The sequence below is a fragment of the Microcoleus sp. B9-D4 genome, from assembly GCF_036705105.1.
Taxonomy (GTDB): domain Bacteria; phylum Cyanobacteriota; class Cyanobacteriia; order Cyanobacteriales; family Microcoleaceae; genus Microcoleus.
The window spans coordinates 1-15,065 of sequence record NZ_JAUBTS010000102.1 but is presented as its reverse complement, the minus strand read 5'-3'; the positions used below and the strand labels follow the sequence as shown (position 1 = coordinate 15,065).

Annotated in this window: 18 protein-coding genes and 2 riboswitches; of the genes, 5 read left to right on the top strand and 13 right to left on the bottom strand. The window is 44.6% G+C overall.

From position 1 onward, the window contains the following. Positions 1 to 162: 162 nt before the first annotated feature. Entirely contained in the window at positions 163 to 633 is a 471-nt protein-coding gene (locus QUB24_RS31660) for a tetratricopeptide repeat protein (RefSeq protein WP_333157512.1), read from the top strand. Positions 634 to 837: 204 nt separating this feature from the next. After that, positions 838 to 1,815 (top strand): glycosyltransferase family 2 protein, encoded by a 978-nt coding sequence (locus QUB24_RS31655; RefSeq protein WP_333157514.1) that lies wholly within the window; start codon positions 838 to 840, stop codon positions 1,813 to 1,815. Between the two features lie 56 nt (positions 1,816 to 1,871). On the opposite strand, the gene QUB24_RS31650 is transcribed toward QUB24_RS31655, so the two are convergent. The 3 genes from QUB24_RS31650 to QUB24_RS31640 are packed head-to-tail and all read right to left on the bottom strand — an operon-like array spanning position 1,872 to position 2,726. Next, positions 1,872 to 2,180: an antibiotic biosynthesis monooxygenase gene (locus QUB24_RS31650; protein ID WP_333157511.1), complete on the bottom strand. Its 309-nt coding sequence runs from the start codon at positions 2,178 to 2,180 to the stop codon at positions 1,872 to 1,874. A gap of 17 nt (positions 2,181 to 2,197) precedes the next feature. Continuing rightward, on the bottom strand, positions 2,198 to 2,542 hold the full coding sequence (locus QUB24_RS31645; RefSeq protein WP_333157510.1) for a type II toxin-antitoxin system PemK/MazF family toxin: 345 nt from the start codon (positions 2,540 to 2,542) through the stop codon (positions 2,198 to 2,200). Continuing rightward, a complete protein-coding gene (locus tag QUB24_RS31640) occupies positions 2,535 to 2,726 on the bottom strand; it encodes a hypothetical protein (protein WP_333144515.1) in 192 nt (63 codons plus the stop codon). Before QUB24_RS31640 ends, QUB24_RS31645 begins: the two co-directional genes overlap by 8 nt. A 174-nt stretch (positions 2,727 to 2,900) precedes the next feature. On the opposite strand from QUB24_RS31640, the gene QUB24_RS31635 reads away from it, so the two are divergent. Continuing rightward, positions 2,901 to 3,602, top strand: coding sequence for a diacylglycerol/polyprenol kinase family protein (locus tag QUB24_RS31635; RefSeq protein ID WP_333157509.1), 702 nt, complete (start codon positions 2,901 to 2,903; stop codon positions 3,600 to 3,602). Between the two features lie 335 nt (positions 3,603 to 3,937). On the opposite strand, the gene QUB24_RS31630 is transcribed toward QUB24_RS31635, so the two are convergent. The 10 genes from QUB24_RS31630 to QUB24_RS31585 all read right to left on the bottom strand — a co-directional run bounded on the left by QUB24_RS31630 (position 3,938) and on the right by QUB24_RS31585 (position 11,821). After that, positions 3,938 to 4,786: an ABC transporter ATP-binding protein gene (locus QUB24_RS31630; protein ID WP_333157508.1), complete on the bottom strand. Its 849-nt coding sequence runs from the start codon at positions 4,784 to 4,786 to the stop codon at positions 3,938 to 3,940. Between the two features lie 129 nt (positions 4,787 to 4,915). Then, positions 4,916 to 5,782 (bottom strand): methyltransferase domain-containing protein, encoded by an 867-nt coding sequence (locus QUB24_RS31625; protein ID WP_333157507.1) that lies wholly within the window; start codon positions 5,780 to 5,782, stop codon positions 4,916 to 4,918. A 19-nt stretch (positions 5,783 to 5,801) separates the two neighbouring features. Continuing rightward, positions 5,802 to 6,242, bottom strand: coding sequence for a hypothetical protein (locus QUB24_RS31620; protein ID WP_333157506.1), 441 nt, complete (start codon positions 6,240 to 6,242; stop codon positions 5,802 to 5,804). Positions 6,243 to 6,399: 157 nt separating this feature from the next. Beyond that, positions 6,400 to 6,544, bottom strand: a riboswitch (cobalamin riboswitch). Between the two features lie 38 nt (positions 6,545 to 6,582). Continuing rightward, positions 6,583 to 7,161 carry a Uma2 family endonuclease gene (locus tag QUB24_RS31615; protein WP_333157505.1) on the bottom strand — a complete coding sequence of 193 codons (579 nt, stop codon included), beginning with the start codon at positions 7,159 to 7,161 and terminating at the stop codon, positions 6,583 to 6,585. Positions 7,162 to 7,431: 270 nt separating this feature from the next. Then, a complete protein-coding gene (locus QUB24_RS31610; protein ID WP_333157504.1) occupies positions 7,432 to 7,950 on the bottom strand; it encodes a hypothetical protein in 519 nt (172 codons plus the stop codon). A 56-nt stretch (positions 7,951 to 8,006) separates the two neighbouring features. Continuing rightward, on the bottom strand, positions 8,007 to 8,174 hold the full coding sequence (locus tag QUB24_RS31605) for a hypothetical protein (protein WP_333157503.1): 168 nt from the start codon (positions 8,172 to 8,174) through the stop codon (positions 8,007 to 8,009). Further along, entirely contained in the window at positions 8,158 to 9,570 is a 1,413-nt protein-coding gene (locus tag QUB24_RS31600; protein WP_333157502.1) for an ABC transporter substrate-binding protein, read from the bottom strand. Before QUB24_RS31600 ends, QUB24_RS31605 begins: the two co-directional genes overlap by 17 nt. A gap of 398 nt (positions 9,571 to 9,968) precedes the next feature. Then, positions 9,969 to 10,769, bottom strand: coding sequence for a cobalt ECF transporter T component CbiQ (gene cbiQ / locus QUB24_RS31595; RefSeq protein ID WP_333157501.1), 801 nt, complete (start codon positions 10,767 to 10,769; stop codon positions 9,969 to 9,971). Next, positions 10,766 to 11,098 (bottom strand): energy-coupling factor ABC transporter substrate-binding protein, encoded by a 333-nt coding sequence (locus QUB24_RS31590; RefSeq protein WP_333157500.1) that lies wholly within the window; start codon positions 11,096 to 11,098, stop codon positions 10,766 to 10,768. Before QUB24_RS31590 ends, cbiQ begins: the two co-directional genes overlap by 4 nt. A 3-nt stretch (positions 11,099 to 11,101) precedes the next feature. After that, positions 11,102 to 11,821, bottom strand: a complete 720-nt coding sequence (locus tag QUB24_RS31585) for an energy-coupling factor ABC transporter permease (protein WP_333157513.1) — start codon at positions 11,819 to 11,821, stop codon at positions 11,102 to 11,104. A 61-nt stretch (positions 11,822 to 11,882) separates the two neighbouring features. Further along, a riboswitch (cobalamin riboswitch) is annotated at positions 11,883 to 12,029 on the bottom strand. Positions 12,030 to 12,203: 174 nt separating this feature from the next. Between QUB24_RS31585 and QUB24_RS31580 the strand changes: the two genes are divergently transcribed. Both QUB24_RS31580 and QUB24_RS31575 read left to right on the top strand, forming a co-directional pair. Continuing rightward, positions 12,204 to 12,923, top strand: a complete 720-nt coding sequence (locus QUB24_RS31580; protein WP_333157499.1) for a Uma2 family endonuclease — start codon at positions 12,204 to 12,206, stop codon at positions 12,921 to 12,923. Positions 12,924 to 13,166: 243 nt separating this feature from the next. Next, positions 13,167 to 14,747: an FAD-dependent oxidoreductase gene (locus tag QUB24_RS31575; RefSeq protein WP_333157498.1), complete on the top strand. Its 1,581-nt coding sequence runs from the start codon at positions 13,167 to 13,169 to the stop codon at positions 14,745 to 14,747. Positions 14,748 to 15,065 lie beyond the last annotated feature (318 nt).

Sequence of the window (15,065 nt, the reverse complement as noted above, 5' to 3'; positions counted from 1 at the left end):
GGAACAGGCTTTTCGGCCTGTTCCACAAGAAAATTCACTCTTTGTGGAACAGGCCGGAAAGCCTGTTAAGCGAGAATGGTGCAAGATGTGAGATAAATAAATTTGCCGCTTGCGCGATAAAATTGATTGATAAAACGTTTTTTTTTAACAATTCTCGCACCTATGGACGAATTATCTGTTAAGGCGCTGCTGGAAGACTTGAAAAAGTCCGACGAAAGCGTGCGCGATCGGGCAACTACAGAACTCTGGCGCACGTGGTTTAACCAGAAGGGTGAGTATGGGATGCAAATTCTCAGGCGATCGCAAGTTTCGCTGGATGCAGGCGATGTTCACCACGCTTTGGATTTGCTGACGAAATTGATTGCGGAAGCGCCGGATTTTGCGGAAGCTTGGAACCGACGCGCCGTACTTCACTATACTCAAGGAAATTATAAAAAGTCGATCGACGACTGCGAAATCGTCCTCAAACTGAACCCGGTGCATTTTGGGGCGTTGCACGGTCTGGGTTTGTGCTACGCTGCCTTGGGAGAATACCTAAATGCTATTCAAGCTTTTCGTCGCGCTTTGGAAATTCAACCGTTTGCTTTGGTGAATCAAAAGTTAATTCTGGAGTGTACGGCTCGTTTGAGTTAAAGTTAATTTTCTGGGGCTGAAAAGTGTTAATACCCAATTATAAGCTGCTACGCATTTAAATTGAATCCATATCAGGGTTCTGGGGCAAGTTCCACAATAATTGTATAAAAAATGACTGTCAAATTAGATGTACAACAGCTTAGTCACTTTTTAGCAATCTAAAATCTAAAATCTAAAATCTAAAATCTAAAATTGTCTAAGTTAGTGCCTAAAATTAGCGTTTGCATTCCTACTTACAATCGAGTGCATCTGCTGGCTTGTGCGATCGCCAGCGTGCTAGATCAAACTTATACAGATTTTGAATTAATTATCTGTGATGACGGTTCCACTGACAGCACTCCACTGTTGATGTCGGAATTTGTCGTAGCTTGCGGGGCGGGACGCCATCGCGGGATTCGCTACATTCGCCACCCGCAGAATATCGGCAAGAGTAATAATATGCGATCGGGCTTTGCGGCAGCAAGGGGCAAATATTTTATCAAGTTTGATGATGACGATCGCCTGAACCCGCAATTTCTAGAGCGGACATCTGCTATTTTAGATAAAGACCCCAGCATCGATTTTATCAGTACAGATCACTGGGTGATCGACATTAACAATTATATAGACGAAAACCAGACGAAACTCAATTCCCAGCGGTGGGGGCGCACCGAGTTGTCGGCTGGAATTATTGAAGATTTGCTCTCTGCAGTGTTTCTGAGACAAAGTTTGCAAATAGGGGCTACTTTGTTTCGGCGCCGCGCCCTGGAAGAAGTCGGATTTCTGCGGCCGAATTTACAAAATTGCGAAGATAACGATTTGTTTGTGAGACTTGCGATTGCCGGCAAAAAATGCTATTACTTGCCGGAGCTGTTGATGGAGTATCGAGTTCATGCAGGACAGCAAGGAGTCGATCGGGCAATTCCGTATTTAAGCGATAAATTACGCTATTTGATCGGCTACGAGTTTGATTCCGAGAAGTTGGAAACAGTCAGGCTCAAAAGGATTGCCGAAACTCAATTAGCGCTAGGTTTGCGGCTGATTGAGGTGGGCGAAACTGAAAAAGGGCGCCTGATGGTGCGGGCGGGAAAGTCGGTTTCTACGGCGAAAATGTGGGCGGGTTTGGGATTGTCGTTGCTGCCCGTCGAGTTGCGTCCAAGGGCGTTTGAGTTTGTGCGGGAGTTGTTGAAACGGGAGTTGTGAAGGCGTAGGATTTCGACAGAATAACCGGCCGTTTCAACCGCCAAGTCTGATTACTTTCACAATACTCCTGACTCTAATTGGTCTAGATACATAAACTCAGGAGCTTTAACTCCCGCTTCTTCTCTAATTTTAACCAGTCTAGGCGACTCAAAAAACGCCCTAGCATCTGCGATTGATGTCCACGCGGAGAAATGAACAATTTTGTTGGGTTCATTGTCATACTTCAAAACTTGATACGAACGCTCGCCAGCTTCTTTTCGGATGCTTTCAGCATGATCGAATACCTGTTTCCAAGCTTCATAATTTTCTACTTCATGAATAATTAAGACATACTGCATAGTAATCAGCTTCTCTGATAATTTCAAAACTTCAATGGTTTGGTTTACTCCTCCTCTTCCTCAGCATTTTTCTCTTTAAATCCCAACCACAAAAGTATTACCTCTTCTACTTCGAGCATTTTCTCGGATGTCAGACTTCCCAATTTGCGTAGAAGCTTTGCATGAGGAATTGTAATCATATTTTGTACGTCAAATACTCCTTCTCGGAGGAACTTATTTTTGACTTTCACCTCAAATCTTGAACCGCGTAGACTTGTTGTATGTGGCACTAGAGTCGCTAATGCCCGGTCTTGATTTAGAGCAGGAATACTCACGACCAAACATGGTCTGACTTTCGCAGTATAACCTAGATCGACTAACCAGATTTCACCACGCTCTGGACTATTCATATACGGATTCTTCCTCATCTAGCTCTAGAAAAAGTCCCTCAGCATTTAGAACTAAATCGTCATCAGATAGGGGCGGAAAGTCTAAATAAACAGTCCGTTTCAAAATTTCCAATACCAAATCTAACCGCTCTGAGTCTGTTAATCGCTCAAAGGTATTCAAAAGTTCTTCTACTAAAATAGTCATAGCTTTTTCCCTAGACTTGCTTATAGCATAGCACAGGTTTTAAGTAGACCAACCTCAAAAAACATAACAGCCAGCTCCCCGCAGCACTTTAAGGCTGCGGGGTTCTAACATCGATCGCGCTTTCCACTAAAGTAGTAAACAGTGCCTGATGTAAATAAGTTTTTCCTAAATATCGTGTCTATATTTTCTGAAATTCCGACTGTGTGGTTGCAAATTTCCCTCGTGGGACTCTGGTTGGGTTTGATTTTACTGGTAGCTGAAGGGTTAAATCGCTTTACTTCTGTCGATCCTGAAGTATCGCGGAAGGTGGTACACATCGGTACTGGAAATGTGATTTTGCTGGCGTGGTGGCTGGAAATACCCGGTTGGGTGGGGATTTCGGCGGGAATTTTAGCAGGTGCGATCGCCCTAATTTCTTACCAAGTTCCGATTTTGCCCAGTCTTAACAGTATCAATCGGCACAGTTGGGGGACTTTTTTCTATGCTGTTAGTATCAGCGTTCTCGTGGCTTGGTTTTGGCCGCTGCAACATCAGGAATACGCTGCTTTGGGCATTTTAGTGATGACTTGGGGCGACGGATTGGCTGCTGTCATCGGCCAGAAATACGGGAAACATATTTATCGAGTTTGGGGAATGCAGAAGAGTTGGGAAGGTTCTGCAACTATGTATTTGGTGAGTTTTGCTGTTAGCAGTTTGATTTTGCTGGCGGTTCAAGGCAATATTTGGCAAACTTGGGCTGTGTCTGCTGTTGTAGCTTTGGCTGCTGCTACTTTGGAGTCGGTTTCCAAGCTGGGAATTGACAATCTGACTGTGCCGATCGGCAGTGGGGCGATCGCCTTTTTCCTCAATCAATTTTTGATAATTGGTAATGTGTAATCTGAACTTCCCCCCACGGGGGCTTTGCTTAATAGAAGTATGAATTCACTATTTCGCAATTGCTATATAGCAACCCTAAATCATTCGCGTAATTATTGTAGGGGCAATCCCACGCCCGGTTGCCCCGATAGATAGGGGGTAGGCACTCTTAGCACTACCCTACAAATTTACATGAATGATTTAGGATTGCTATAAACGGCGTTGCTGAATAGAGGTATGAATTCAAGATTTCCCAATTGCTATAAGCCCGCTTGAGGGTGAGTTTTGTAACTTCAAGCGAAAAGGTAATTCATACCGTGAATCAGCAACGCCAATTATCAATTGTCTAAGTTCCGTTAAAGCAGCCGACGTGCTTGTAAAATTTGTTGTTGCCATTGCTCGAAAGCGGGGATTTTTGAGCGATCGTCTGTTGGAAACATCGCCCTTATTTGCTCCATAAGCTCGATCGCCAGCGGTACACCAAGCTGCAATTGTTCCAACACATCCCGCTGAGCAAAAACGGTTTCCGGTGTTCCTTCTAAAATCAATTTTCCTCGATCCATTACAAACACCCAATCAGCCCAGCGGTAGATGAAATCGAGGTCGTGACTTGCTAAAAGAATAGTGGTTCCGGCGCTGTGAATTTGTTGGAGTAAACCGATCAGTTGTCGGGTGTGACGCGGATCGAGATAGGCGGTAGGTTCATCTAACAGCAGCAGTTTCGGCTTGAGAACCATGATATCGGCGATGGAAACCCGCTTTTTCTGGCCCAAACTGAGATTGTGAATTGGTTCGCGGGCGAGTTCGCTTAGATCGAATTGCTCGATCGCCTGCTGCACCTGTTGAGCAATTTCGGATTCTCTCAAGCCTAAATTGTACAATCCGTAGGAAATATCTTCTTCTACCGTGGAAGCTACTAATTGATGTTCGGGATTTTGAAACACGAGTCCGATTTGTTGGCGCAGTTGCATCAAAGATTTGCGATCGTAGCGAAAGGGTTCACCTTGCCAGCTAATGATTCCCTGTTGCGGTTGATATAAGCCATTTGCTAACAGAAAAAATGTAGTTTTGCCACAGCCATTTTGACCGATCAGCCCGCACCGTTTCCCAGCGGGAACTTTGAGATTTAAACCCTGAATTGCCACTCGCGAACCGCAGGGATAGGAGTAGCAAGTGCGATCGAATTCGAGAATCCATTCAGACATATTTTTTATTTTTTATAGCCTTGTTCCCAGGCTCTGCCTGGGAATAAATACCCGGAGGCTATGCCTCCAATTACCGATTACCGATGAATGATTACCAATTACCGATTACCGCTTTCCATTGTATTTGTGTCAGCCTTGATCAGATTTTGACAACTGCCAAAGTTGCATTTCATAACAGAGATGTTGCTCAAAAAGTTGACTTGCCTCCAATCCTTCAACTACCAGCTTCTTGAACCAGCGACGAAATATCCAGCGCAGGAATTTGTGGACGGGGGGAATTGTGATCGCAATCAAATCTGCAACATAGATCATTGTATTCAGTCCATATCGGCGGAAAGTATCGACATACAAATCGATTGTTGGCAAAATATGGGCGGAAATATCCTCAGTTTTTACTAAAGTGAATCCAGCCTGCTTTAATGCTGCATGAAGTTCCGTAACAACATGACAATTAGAGAACATTCCCTCTTTATAATTAGCATCAGATCGCAGCATATCAGCCAGCAAAACATAACCGCCGGGATTGAGGATTTTGGCGGCACCGTTAGCAATATCAACAGCCGACATATACTGGCTACTTTCGCTAAAGAGAATAAGATCGTAGAAATGGGTTGCTTTGAAGTCTTCAAACCTCGTGAGGTGGAAGATTGCCCGATCGCCCGTACACTTAAGAAAGCGCTGTTGTTGGAACGGATCGGGTGCGAGCCCTTCGACTGCAAAACCTCGATCGAGCAAATAAGCCGCATTTCCACCAATCCCGCAGCCCACATCGAGTATCGTATGAGTGCCTTTGGGGATTGCATCCAACAGTTTTACAGTATAAGCTTGCTGAGCGAGGCGCAATCGTGCGATCGTTAGTTCGTCAGCGGGCACAGGTAGGGTTTCCCAATAGCCGTAGTGAAGGTAGGGCGAATCTGTCAGGCCCAAATAGTAATTAAGCGCTGCATTTTGGTAGCGAGTTACCTTGGAAATTTCGATTGATTTTGGCTGCGGCATTCGGAAAATTTAGTAAGTTTTAGGATTTAGGGCAGAGTTGAAATTCTTCCCAGCGCTTGCATACTTGTTCATAGCACTCAACAGGAGAAATTGCCAACTTTTGCAACAAATTGATATCAATCTGACCGTTTGCGATCGACAAAAATATAATGGCTGCCTTGGGTTCGTAGCTATCAATGATTTGCAGCAGATTGAAAACAGTATTTGGTTCTATTTCTAGTTGTTGCAAATAAGCAGTTGCGTACAATTGGGAAACAAATTCCAGATCGTACTTGATAGTATCTACGCTCCAATTCACAGAACCGTTAATGGGAGTATTGATTTTGCAAGCAACCAAGCCTCGTCCTCGATGCAAAAAGCCATTCCAAGCAGTATGTCCTATCGGCAAAATATTCTGGTGAATAAACAAGTTTTGCCAGTAGCCAAAACTACCCTGCCAAACACTATCTTCAATTCGCATTTCTTTTCCATTAAAATAATATACGCTTCAGAACACAGATCGAATTACATCAGCGTTCATCTGTGTTCATCTGCTGATATCTGCGGTTAAAAAACCCCAATCCAATAATAAAAAAAATAATAAACTCACCATCACCCATACCTCGCAGATGAAAAACATGATTGTAAACAAATCGGCGGGCATCCTGACTCAGAGATGCAATAATCTCATTACAGTTGCGGGACAGCGCCGGATTCGCACCGAACTTTCCCCCTTACGTCTGATGGCTGTTCTCCATCAGAGCCGATCGATATACGGGGATATTACCACTATTTGGAACATTTGACAAAAAACCGTCCGCCTATTCACCAAACTCAATATTTTCATACAAATCTGCCAGCGAAATTTCCACAGCAACAGAGGTTAAACTGAGGCGATCGCCCATACAGCTATATTCCGAAAAAATCCACTTATTCGCATCAGTTTTAGAATATTGCTCGACCTGTAGCCGATATTGGTCGATTAATAAATACTCCTGAAAACTAGGAATACTGCGATAAGCAGCAAACTTTTCATCGCGGTCATAAGCTTTAGTACCTTTAGACAGCACCTCAGCAATTAGCAGCGGATTAGTAATTGTATCCGTTCGTCCAGATTGGAGCTCGATCGGGCGCGCTACCACCATCACATCCGGGTAAGTATAATTATTAAGCTGCGGAACCCAAAGCCGCTGATCCGAACTAAAAGTCCGATATGATTTCCCTTTTAACGCCAGTTTCAGCGCAACAACTAAATTAGTGGTAATTTCATTGTGATCCGGTGTGCCGCCAGCCATCAGAACAATCTCCCCATTGATAAATTCATGCCGATCCTGAGAATTGATTTCTAATTCTAGATATTCCTCAGCGGTGTAGGTTTTGGTGTCAACTTGCGCGATCATACACAACGCTCTCCTTTAATCTACTCATTTCAGTTTATCTTAAAAATTCTGCTAATTCCATGTAAAATTAGCTCAGGAACAGGCAAGATGCCTGTTCCACGCGACTGGTGTCTTTTCTAGCGTGATGGGAACTTATATCACCTAATAAAATAAGTTTGGTTTATGGTTTAGTAATTGGGGGTGTTGATCGAAAAGCTTATATCAATTGGAAAGCGCTAGGCTATGGGGCTTGCGACTAAGTGATATCCCTATCGTAGTAGCGAGTTATATTCAAAGAACCGTCTCTCCATCTACTCGAAAACGGATATTATCCCCGGACTCAATGGCGTGTTTATTAAATTCTCTCATCGCCGCCATCCGAGTTTCCCGATCGGTATGCACTCTCCCCTCATGGCTTACAGCGATTACTTGATCGTCATCATCACTTAGTTTAGAGATGAATTCTTGAAAATTCCTAAAAACACAAAGTTGCTCATAGGTGTATGCCTTGAGATGTTTAATTGCCTCTTCACCTCCGAAAATTGCACGCTCAACACTGTCCCAAACTGTTAGAGTAACTTGTCTGGTGTGTTCCTGGGAGGGATTCGGATCTAGGCAAACTAAATATCTTTGAGTTCTGGCGCTTTTTACAATATCGATACTCAAGGGCTTATTATCACTAAACCAAGCATCTTTAGAATATACAAGCTCACCCACTGGGGGAGGAGTAATAGATGGAAGTTGACCTTCTTTCATCTGTAGTTGTCGCTCTGTTTGCCGTTGTTTTTTGAGTTTTGCTTTTCTTCCCATACCAAATGTTCACTGCGGTGTTGCTTATAATTATAACCAGAAATTGTGCTCAAATATTAAAGCAGCCGTAGTGTTTCGCCGAAGGGAAATTCCTCCAAACCCAGTCCCCCGCCGCGATCGTCCACAGAACCGGGAGTGCGGGAACTTCCGTCGGAAACGTACCGTATCCATCCCTCATGTAAAGGAAACGCCTCGCACTTAACAAACTTACCGCAGCGGGACAAAGTTATAGCCAGTGCTTCCTCCTTGTTTAACTTGCACTAAAATCGGCTTACCAGCCCGATCGCCCGTGGGCAAAAACTTCACATCCTCGCTCGATCCGGCTGTCGAAAAACTCGCATTTCTGAGTGCTTGTTGCAATCCTTCCCGCGTATTGCTTTGTCGCAAGCCAGCGATGACAGCTTGAGTCGCGTCAAAACTCGTTGCTGTTCGCCAATTCACAATGCCTCCCCAACGCTGGCGGGCATTTTCTGGGAAACGGCTACCGGGATTAGTTTCAGGATGCCAGGGAACGGGCAAAACAAGCCCGTCAACGTCTTTTTGTCCGTCTTTTAAAGTTTGAAAGGTGTAGAGCGTAGTGCTGCCGTAGAGTGGCAATTTGCCTCGATTGATGCGAGCCAGAGAAATCGCACGGTCAATGCGATCGATGTGGGGCGCTACCATCAATCCTTGTGCACCTTTGCTGACAGCATCGGCGATCGCACTTTCGGGATTAAAAGAGGGTAAGGAAAAGTCGCAAACAGTGGGAGCTAATTTGCCGCCAGCAGCAGTAAGAGATGCCACAAATTCATCTTTAAATGATATGTTATCCGGTGCTTGGGAGTCATAACAAACGGCAATATTAGTTTGGGCGGCTGTTTTGACGGCATATTCTGCTAAGGGAGCTGCCATTAAGCTAATATTGGGTACTGTCCGAAAGATGTAGCTGCCAAATCCTGATAGATTGTTGGCAAAGCTCGTCGGTGTCACCATTACCAGTTTTTCTTGCTGATAGATCGGAGCAGCTTCGAGAGATGCGTTGCTAGCATTGTGTCCAATTACTGCTAGTATACTCGAATCTTTTGTCAATGTCCTTGCAACTTCTTTGACAACCTCTTGACTGTTGTCATCGTTGACAATTTCTACTTGCAGTTTTGCCCCATTTATGCCACCGCTAGTATTTATTTCATCCTGAGCTTGGGCCACACCTCGAAGGATTTCTTGGGCGACATTGGGGTTGCTACCAATGGGGACGCTGACAGCAATTTTTACGGCAGAACTATTGCTGGCTGTGGCATTATTCAAATAGATAATGGTTTCCGGGTCGTTGCGATTTTGTTTCAGCGAAGCCTGAAAATTCTGAATCGCAATTGAGTAATCTCCGTTCTTAAAAGCTTCAACGCCTGCTTGTTTATCTGGTGTGGTTTGGGATGTCACCAATATCTGATTTCCTAAACTGATACGATTGGCGATCGCTCCGGGTGCGATCGTTGCCGATGTAGATGTAGATGTAGGTGTATTTGAAGTTTGGGATTTTAATAAACCGGGAAGGAACTTGTATGCGCCAAACCCAATTAAGCCGATGGCAATAATAAAAACAATGGGCGGCGGGCTGTTTTTTTTGTTAGTATCTTGATACATGATTTTTTCTCTGTATTTTGATACTGTAATTATTCATTCAACTACTGTTCACGTCAATTCATATAATTCATTAATTAAGTTCATAAAAGTCATATTTGTAATAGCTGTTGCAAGTGCGATCGCCCTTATTTAAATCCGGCCCGCTAAACTAACGAGAATACGAGAATTATCAACAATATTCCTGGAGGCGCGGTTGTTCAGAAACCGGGTTTTTTGCCCAGAAGACGCGCTACAGCCCACATATTCTGTAAAAACCCCGGTTTCTGGCCCCCATTGACTGGTTCCTAGGCTCTGCCTGGGAAACGATTTCACTCTTGCTCTGCCTCGCGTGGCGAAGGGGAAATTGGAGGCAGAGCCTCCGGTTCTGCGTTACCAGGCAGAGCCTGGGAACGAGTAATTTAATGTTGAAATACCGCGCTTAACAAAGTTAAAACTGTACACCCAAACACGGCTTCAAATGTATATCTTCGCGAAGGTTTATAAGGGTAAGAATGCCAAACTTGCAGTTTTCCATTAAAGCCGCGCGAGGCTAAACTCAAGGAAACTTGACGGTAGTTTTCCAAAGTTCGCTGAAGCAATTGCCCGATTAAAATGCTTAAACTGTTCATTCCCAGTTTCCAAGTGCGATAGCCACAGCGCGAGTTTTGGGCTATCCAAAGTTCATCGGCGATCGCCAATAAGCTAAAAATAAACCGATACATTAGTAATAGCAGTTCTGTGACCAACTCTGGACAGCGTAATTGTCTGAGAATCTGCAAGATTTCGGTAAATGGAACCGTCAAGAGGATGAAATACATACAGCTTGTCGATGCGAAGGCGCGGGCAAATAGCAAGCTCACTTGGTATATTCCAGTGCGGCTCACATACAGATAAAAAGTGCCGGTGCTAATGCCCCAACCTTGCCAAATATCCCACTGAATTTCCTGGATTTGACTTAACTCAACCGCACCCAGCGCCAAAGCAGGCAAACTTGTCAGCAAAAACATCAACGGTAGTGACAGCAACCGCAAATACAGTTTCCCCGGAATACCCGCATAGACGACAATCCAGACGGCTAGCCAAAGGCCGATCGACAATTGGACGATCGCCCCAGAAACTAGAGACAGAATTAAAAGGGCGATCGCAAAGGATAACTTGTGAGATGGCGGCAACCCGCGCAAGCGATTGGTATAAGCCAGACTATCAATCTGATGGTTCATTCCGACGATTTATGATCAGACTGCTGCCGAGATTGCGATCGGCCTTTATACAACCCAATGACGTACCCAACTACGCCAGCCCCGATCGCCGCTTGAGACGCAAACAATAGACTGGAAATTTCGCTGCTAGCCGGCTCAAACAAGTGATTAAACCAAGGTTTATAACCCGGTTGAATTTCCGTAATTGCTTTCTTAGCTTGGTCATCGGCACCGCCGTATTCACCCCGCACAAAAACGAGAGGAAACGCTGCCAGAACAATCACAGCGCCAGCCAACAGTAAATTTTGCCGCGAAGTAGATTGGTGATTTTTTGTAGTTTTTTTACTCACGGCTTATGACTCCTGTCTCAATAATTTCAAAGTTTCCAACTCCGGCTTCCCGTAAGAATGCAGCCAATTCCAGACCAATAAAGTCAGCAATCCCTCACTGATAGCCAGGGGTACTTGAGTGATAGCAAAGATGCCAGCAAACTTGAGAAACGAAGCCATAAAACCGCCACTTGCTGCCGGAAAAGCTAATGCTAATTGAATCGAAGTCGTCACATAAGTCAGCAAATCTGCCAAAGCCGCCGCACAAAAAATTGCCGCCCGCTGGCTACCAGTTCGCAACAGCAATTGATAGATAAAATACGCAGCGAAAGGGCCGACAATCGCCATCGAAAACATATTCGCTCCCAGCGTTGTCAAGCCACCATGCGCTAACAGTAACGTTTGAAAAAGCAGAACTAAAGCCCCCAGTACAGCCATCACCGAAGGGCCGAACAAAATTGCGCCCAAACCTGTACCCGTCGGGTGAGAACAACTGCCCGTTACCGAGGGAATTTTTAAAGCAGAAAGCACAAAAGTAAACGCACCCGCCAAAGCAAGCAATAATTTAAGTTCCGGGTGTTCTTTTGTAATACGAGTAATTGAGCGCAAACCTACTGCAAAAAAAGGCAACGCCACAATCCACCAAAATGCAGCCCATTGCACCGGCAAAAAACCTTCCGAAATGTGCATAGCTGCGGCGGGCGTTGCCGAACCCAGGACAATATAACAACTCAAGCCAGCCATCAATCCTAAGCTGACCAATTTCCGATTTCTGGTCTTCACGCTGAACCTCGCAGATGAGACTATGTAAATTAACACATCGGCGGGCATCCTGACTCAGAAAGCGACAAGACTCTCATTACAGTTGCGGGACAGCGCCGGACTTGCACCGAACTTTCCCCCTTTCCTCTAACGGCTGCTCCCCATTAGAACCGACTGGTTAGACATAGTTTAGTCGATCGCGTAAGTCTCAGCAAATCTTTTACAAAAATTACTTCAGATTAACTAAGTCAAAATTACCTATCATCTTCTCTTCTCTTCCTTCGCGTCTTCGCGGTTCGTTCCATAAATACTATTGCCAAACAAATCAACGGTATAATATTAGTGAGTTTTGAGGAAAGCCGCCATGTTAGATTACAAATTTCCGAGGCACTGGCCCTCAGCCGATGAACTACCAGACTCTGATGAAACGCCTGTGGATAACGAACTGCAAGAACTAATACCAGGGTTGTTAAAAGCAATATTGCTCATACTTTGGGCAGAACGCATGGACTGGTTTTTTGGCATAGATATGGGTATTTATCATCACCCTGATGAACCGCCCATTGTCCCAGATGCTTTCTTAAGTTTAGGAGTAGAACGATTTTACGACGAAGAATTGCGTCCTAGTTACGTGCTGTGGGATGAAAATGTCATGCCACTTTTCGTGCTAGAAGTTGTTTCCCCAAATTATCGCAAGGAATACAGCACAAAATTAGACACTTATCAAGCTCTAGGCGTACTTTATTACGTCATTTATTCTTCCCGCCGCCGTCGTAAACCTCATTTGGAAGTACACAAGTTAGTCAATGGGAAGTACGAGTTACAGCCAGGACATCCTGTTTGGATGCCTGAAATTGGTTTAGGGATTGGTTGTGAAAGGGGAAGTTATTCTGGGGTGACAAGGGAGTGGTTGTATTGGTATGATGCCGATGGAAAACGTTATCTGACTCCTGAAGAACAGGTGAAAGAATCAGCGCAGCGCGCCCAACAGGAATCGCAGCGCGCCGATCGATTGGCCCAACGTTCCGAGCGACTAGCTCAGCGATTGCGGGAGTTGGGGATAGATCCTGATAATCTGACCTGATGGCAATCAAAAGCACAACACTGACGCACTCTTGACGCTCAGAAACCGGGTTTTTCAACGCCCGATCGATCGTCCTCAACGGAGGATTTTCTGGAAAAACCCCGGTTTCTGCCTCCAGAAATGTGTGAATATTTATCGCAAAAATCAGGAAATATCGAGCTAGATTTGGGAAAAACAGAGAGTTGGACGGCAAACATTGAGATCCAGCTCGAAAACATGAAAATTAGGAGAGGTTCTTAAATAATGGTCATGGATCTGCGTTCTTACGATGTCATCTGTTTTGGTGATGAAGTTCCAGGAGTTCTAGCTGTTATCTCTGCCTCCAGAGAATATTTTCGCCGAACAAAGCGTTATCCGCGAATTCTACTGATGTCGAAAGCAAGCTTGCAAGAAGGAATTGGCGGGCATTTGGTAAGAGGCGGTCTTGCTTATTTAGATAGAAGTCAGATTAGTGAAGAACTTCAACAATCTTTAAAGTTAGATACCTTTGGTTCACCAGCGACAATCTATAAAGAATTCTTACAAAAATCCGGTGTCACCGCAATTGCACTTGACCCCCGCAAAGCCAGTGCAGCCCTGAAAGAAATGCTGGTAAAAGCTGGGGCTGATCTCCTGAGCAAAGTAGAAATTAAATCAGTCAGTAAAGAAGGTCAAAAAATTGTCAGTATAACCACCTCTCAAGGCGTAGTTTATGCCGGCAAGCAATTTATTGATGCCACTGTCAATGCCGAATTAGCTCAAGCTGCCGGTGTGAGAAAGCTGAAGGGATTTGAAACATTTGGTCTGCCTAATTCAGAACTTCCAGTCACCCTCGTTTTTGAAACCCAAGGACTCAGTGCAAGAGCACTGAAAGAATTCGATTATATTTATCTAAAACGCTTTACCAACCTGGCCGATGCAGAGAGTCAAAAATTTTTGCTGTACGCTGCAGGCAAGGATGCCAAACTAGCAGAAGAGCTTCGGCGGGAAATGAGGGACACTCAAGGCAATCTCAAAACTCTGTGGGCGGGTAACGATTACATCGATGTTCGCGCGCCGGCTCTGTCTGTAGCTTACCACTCATTTAGAGGAAGAAAACTATCTTTTTCTGAAACTGGCATAATTTTAGATGAGGGAAATATAGCAATACTTCCAAATGACCGACTTTCGTGGAATGCGCTTTTATTTGCAGTCACAGCCAGCGAAGCCGAAGCCTTAGCTAGAAGCGGGAGCAAACCCACGGCTAATATGCAAAGAGAGATGTTATTTATTACAACTTGGCTGAGGAGTTTGGGGGCTACTTCTGTTACTTATGCCTCAGAACTTTATATCAGACACGCTGGCAATGTGACGGGAGTTGTAGAACCTTTAACTGGCGCACAAATGCTGTTAGGTGGCGTACCTGCTAATGAAGCCCTGGCAACATTTAGCTATCATTTTGATGTCCGCGGAGGCATTCCGGGTATTGGCGAGAAAGCAAACAGTCTAGGATGGTTTAAAAGTCTGAGTTTTAAACAGCCTATTTTTAATATTGGCATCCGCCACGCATTAATTAAAAACGTTCCTAACCTGGCAGTAGTCAGTCCCTGTTCGGGATTTGAAGGGTTAGCCTGTTCTGTGGGCAGAATTGTGGAATTCAACGCCGCAGTTGGTCAAGGTGTGGGTATCGCTGCGGTTAATGCCATTCTAAATAACAAAAATCTAGCCGATGTCTCTAACCGAGAAGTGAGACAAGTTCTCGCTGAAACAGGTCAGCTACCTAAAATTTTTGGAGTTCCAAATAATGGTGATGGAATGCTATTGGCGCAATTTGAGAATCTTGTCAGTTCGGATGCTATTGCGTAATATCCATTCCGGTTGCACTCCTGATGATTGTTGACTGTTGACTGTTGACTGTTGACTGTTGACTGTTGACTGTTGGCTGTTGACTGTTGACTAAAATTATGCTTTCGGGACAACGGACTGTTTGGACATTTGAACAAATACCGATGCAACCGGAAACGATATAATAGCAATTTCTCTAAACAATGCAGTAGTAGGTTGGGCAGGGGGAATGATACTCAAGCCAAAATTTTTTAACAAAAAATGCTGGGGGGGTGACAAAGAGGCCTAGGAGATAGACCGAATCAGGGTTGCAGCCCGCATACCTTGTTGGTAAAAGCG

What these genes read in the sequence shown, in the direction of transcription:
- QUB24_RS31660 (WP_333157512.1), top strand. Translation starts at nt 163, where the DNA reads ATGGACGAATTATCTGTTAAGGCGCTGCTGGAAGACTTGAAAAAGTCC.
- QUB24_RS31645 (WP_333157510.1), bottom strand. Translation starts at nt 2,542, where the DNA reads ATGAATAGTCCAGAGCGTGGTGAAATCTGGTTAGTCGATCTAGGTTAT.
- QUB24_RS31640 (WP_333144515.1), bottom strand. Translation starts at nt 2,726, where the DNA reads ATGACTATTTTAGTAGAAGAACTTTTGAATACCTTTGAGCGATTAACA.
- QUB24_RS31630 (WP_333157508.1), bottom strand. Translation starts at nt 4,786, where the DNA reads ATGTCTGAATGGATTCTCGAATTCGATCGCACTTGCTACTCCTATCCC.
- QUB24_RS31625 (WP_333157507.1), bottom strand. Translation starts at nt 5,782, where the DNA reads ATGCCGCAGCCAAAATCAATCGAAATTTCCAAGGTAACTCGCTACCAA.
- QUB24_RS31620 (WP_333157506.1), bottom strand. Translation starts at nt 6,242, where the DNA reads ATGCGAATTGAAGATAGTGTTTGGCAGGGTAGTTTTGGCTACTGGCAA.
- QUB24_RS31615 (WP_333157505.1), bottom strand. Translation starts at nt 7,161, where the DNA reads ATGATCGCGCAAGTTGACACCAAAACCTACACCGCTGAGGAATATCTA.
- QUB24_RS31610 (WP_333157504.1), bottom strand. Translation starts at nt 7,950, where the DNA reads ATGGGAAGAAAAGCAAAACTCAAAAAACAACGGCAAACAGAGCGACAA.
- QUB24_RS31600 (WP_333157502.1), bottom strand. Translation starts at nt 9,570, where the DNA reads ATGTATCAAGATACTAACAAAAAAAACAGCCCGCCGCCCATTGTTTTT.
- cbiQ (WP_333157501.1), bottom strand. Translation starts at nt 10,769, where the DNA reads ATGAACCATCAGATTGATAGTCTGGCTTATACCAATCGCTTGCGCGGG.
- QUB24_RS31585 (WP_333157513.1), bottom strand. Translation starts at nt 11,821, where the DNA reads ATGGCTGGCTTGAGTTGTTATATTGTCCTGGGTTCGGCAACGCCCGCC.
- QUB24_RS31580 (WP_333157499.1), top strand. Translation starts at nt 12,204, where the DNA reads ATGTTAGATTACAAATTTCCGAGGCACTGGCCCTCAGCCGATGAACTA.
- QUB24_RS31575 (WP_333157498.1), top strand. Translation starts at nt 13,167, where the DNA reads ATGGTCATGGATCTGCGTTCTTACGATGTCATCTGTTTTGGTGATGAA.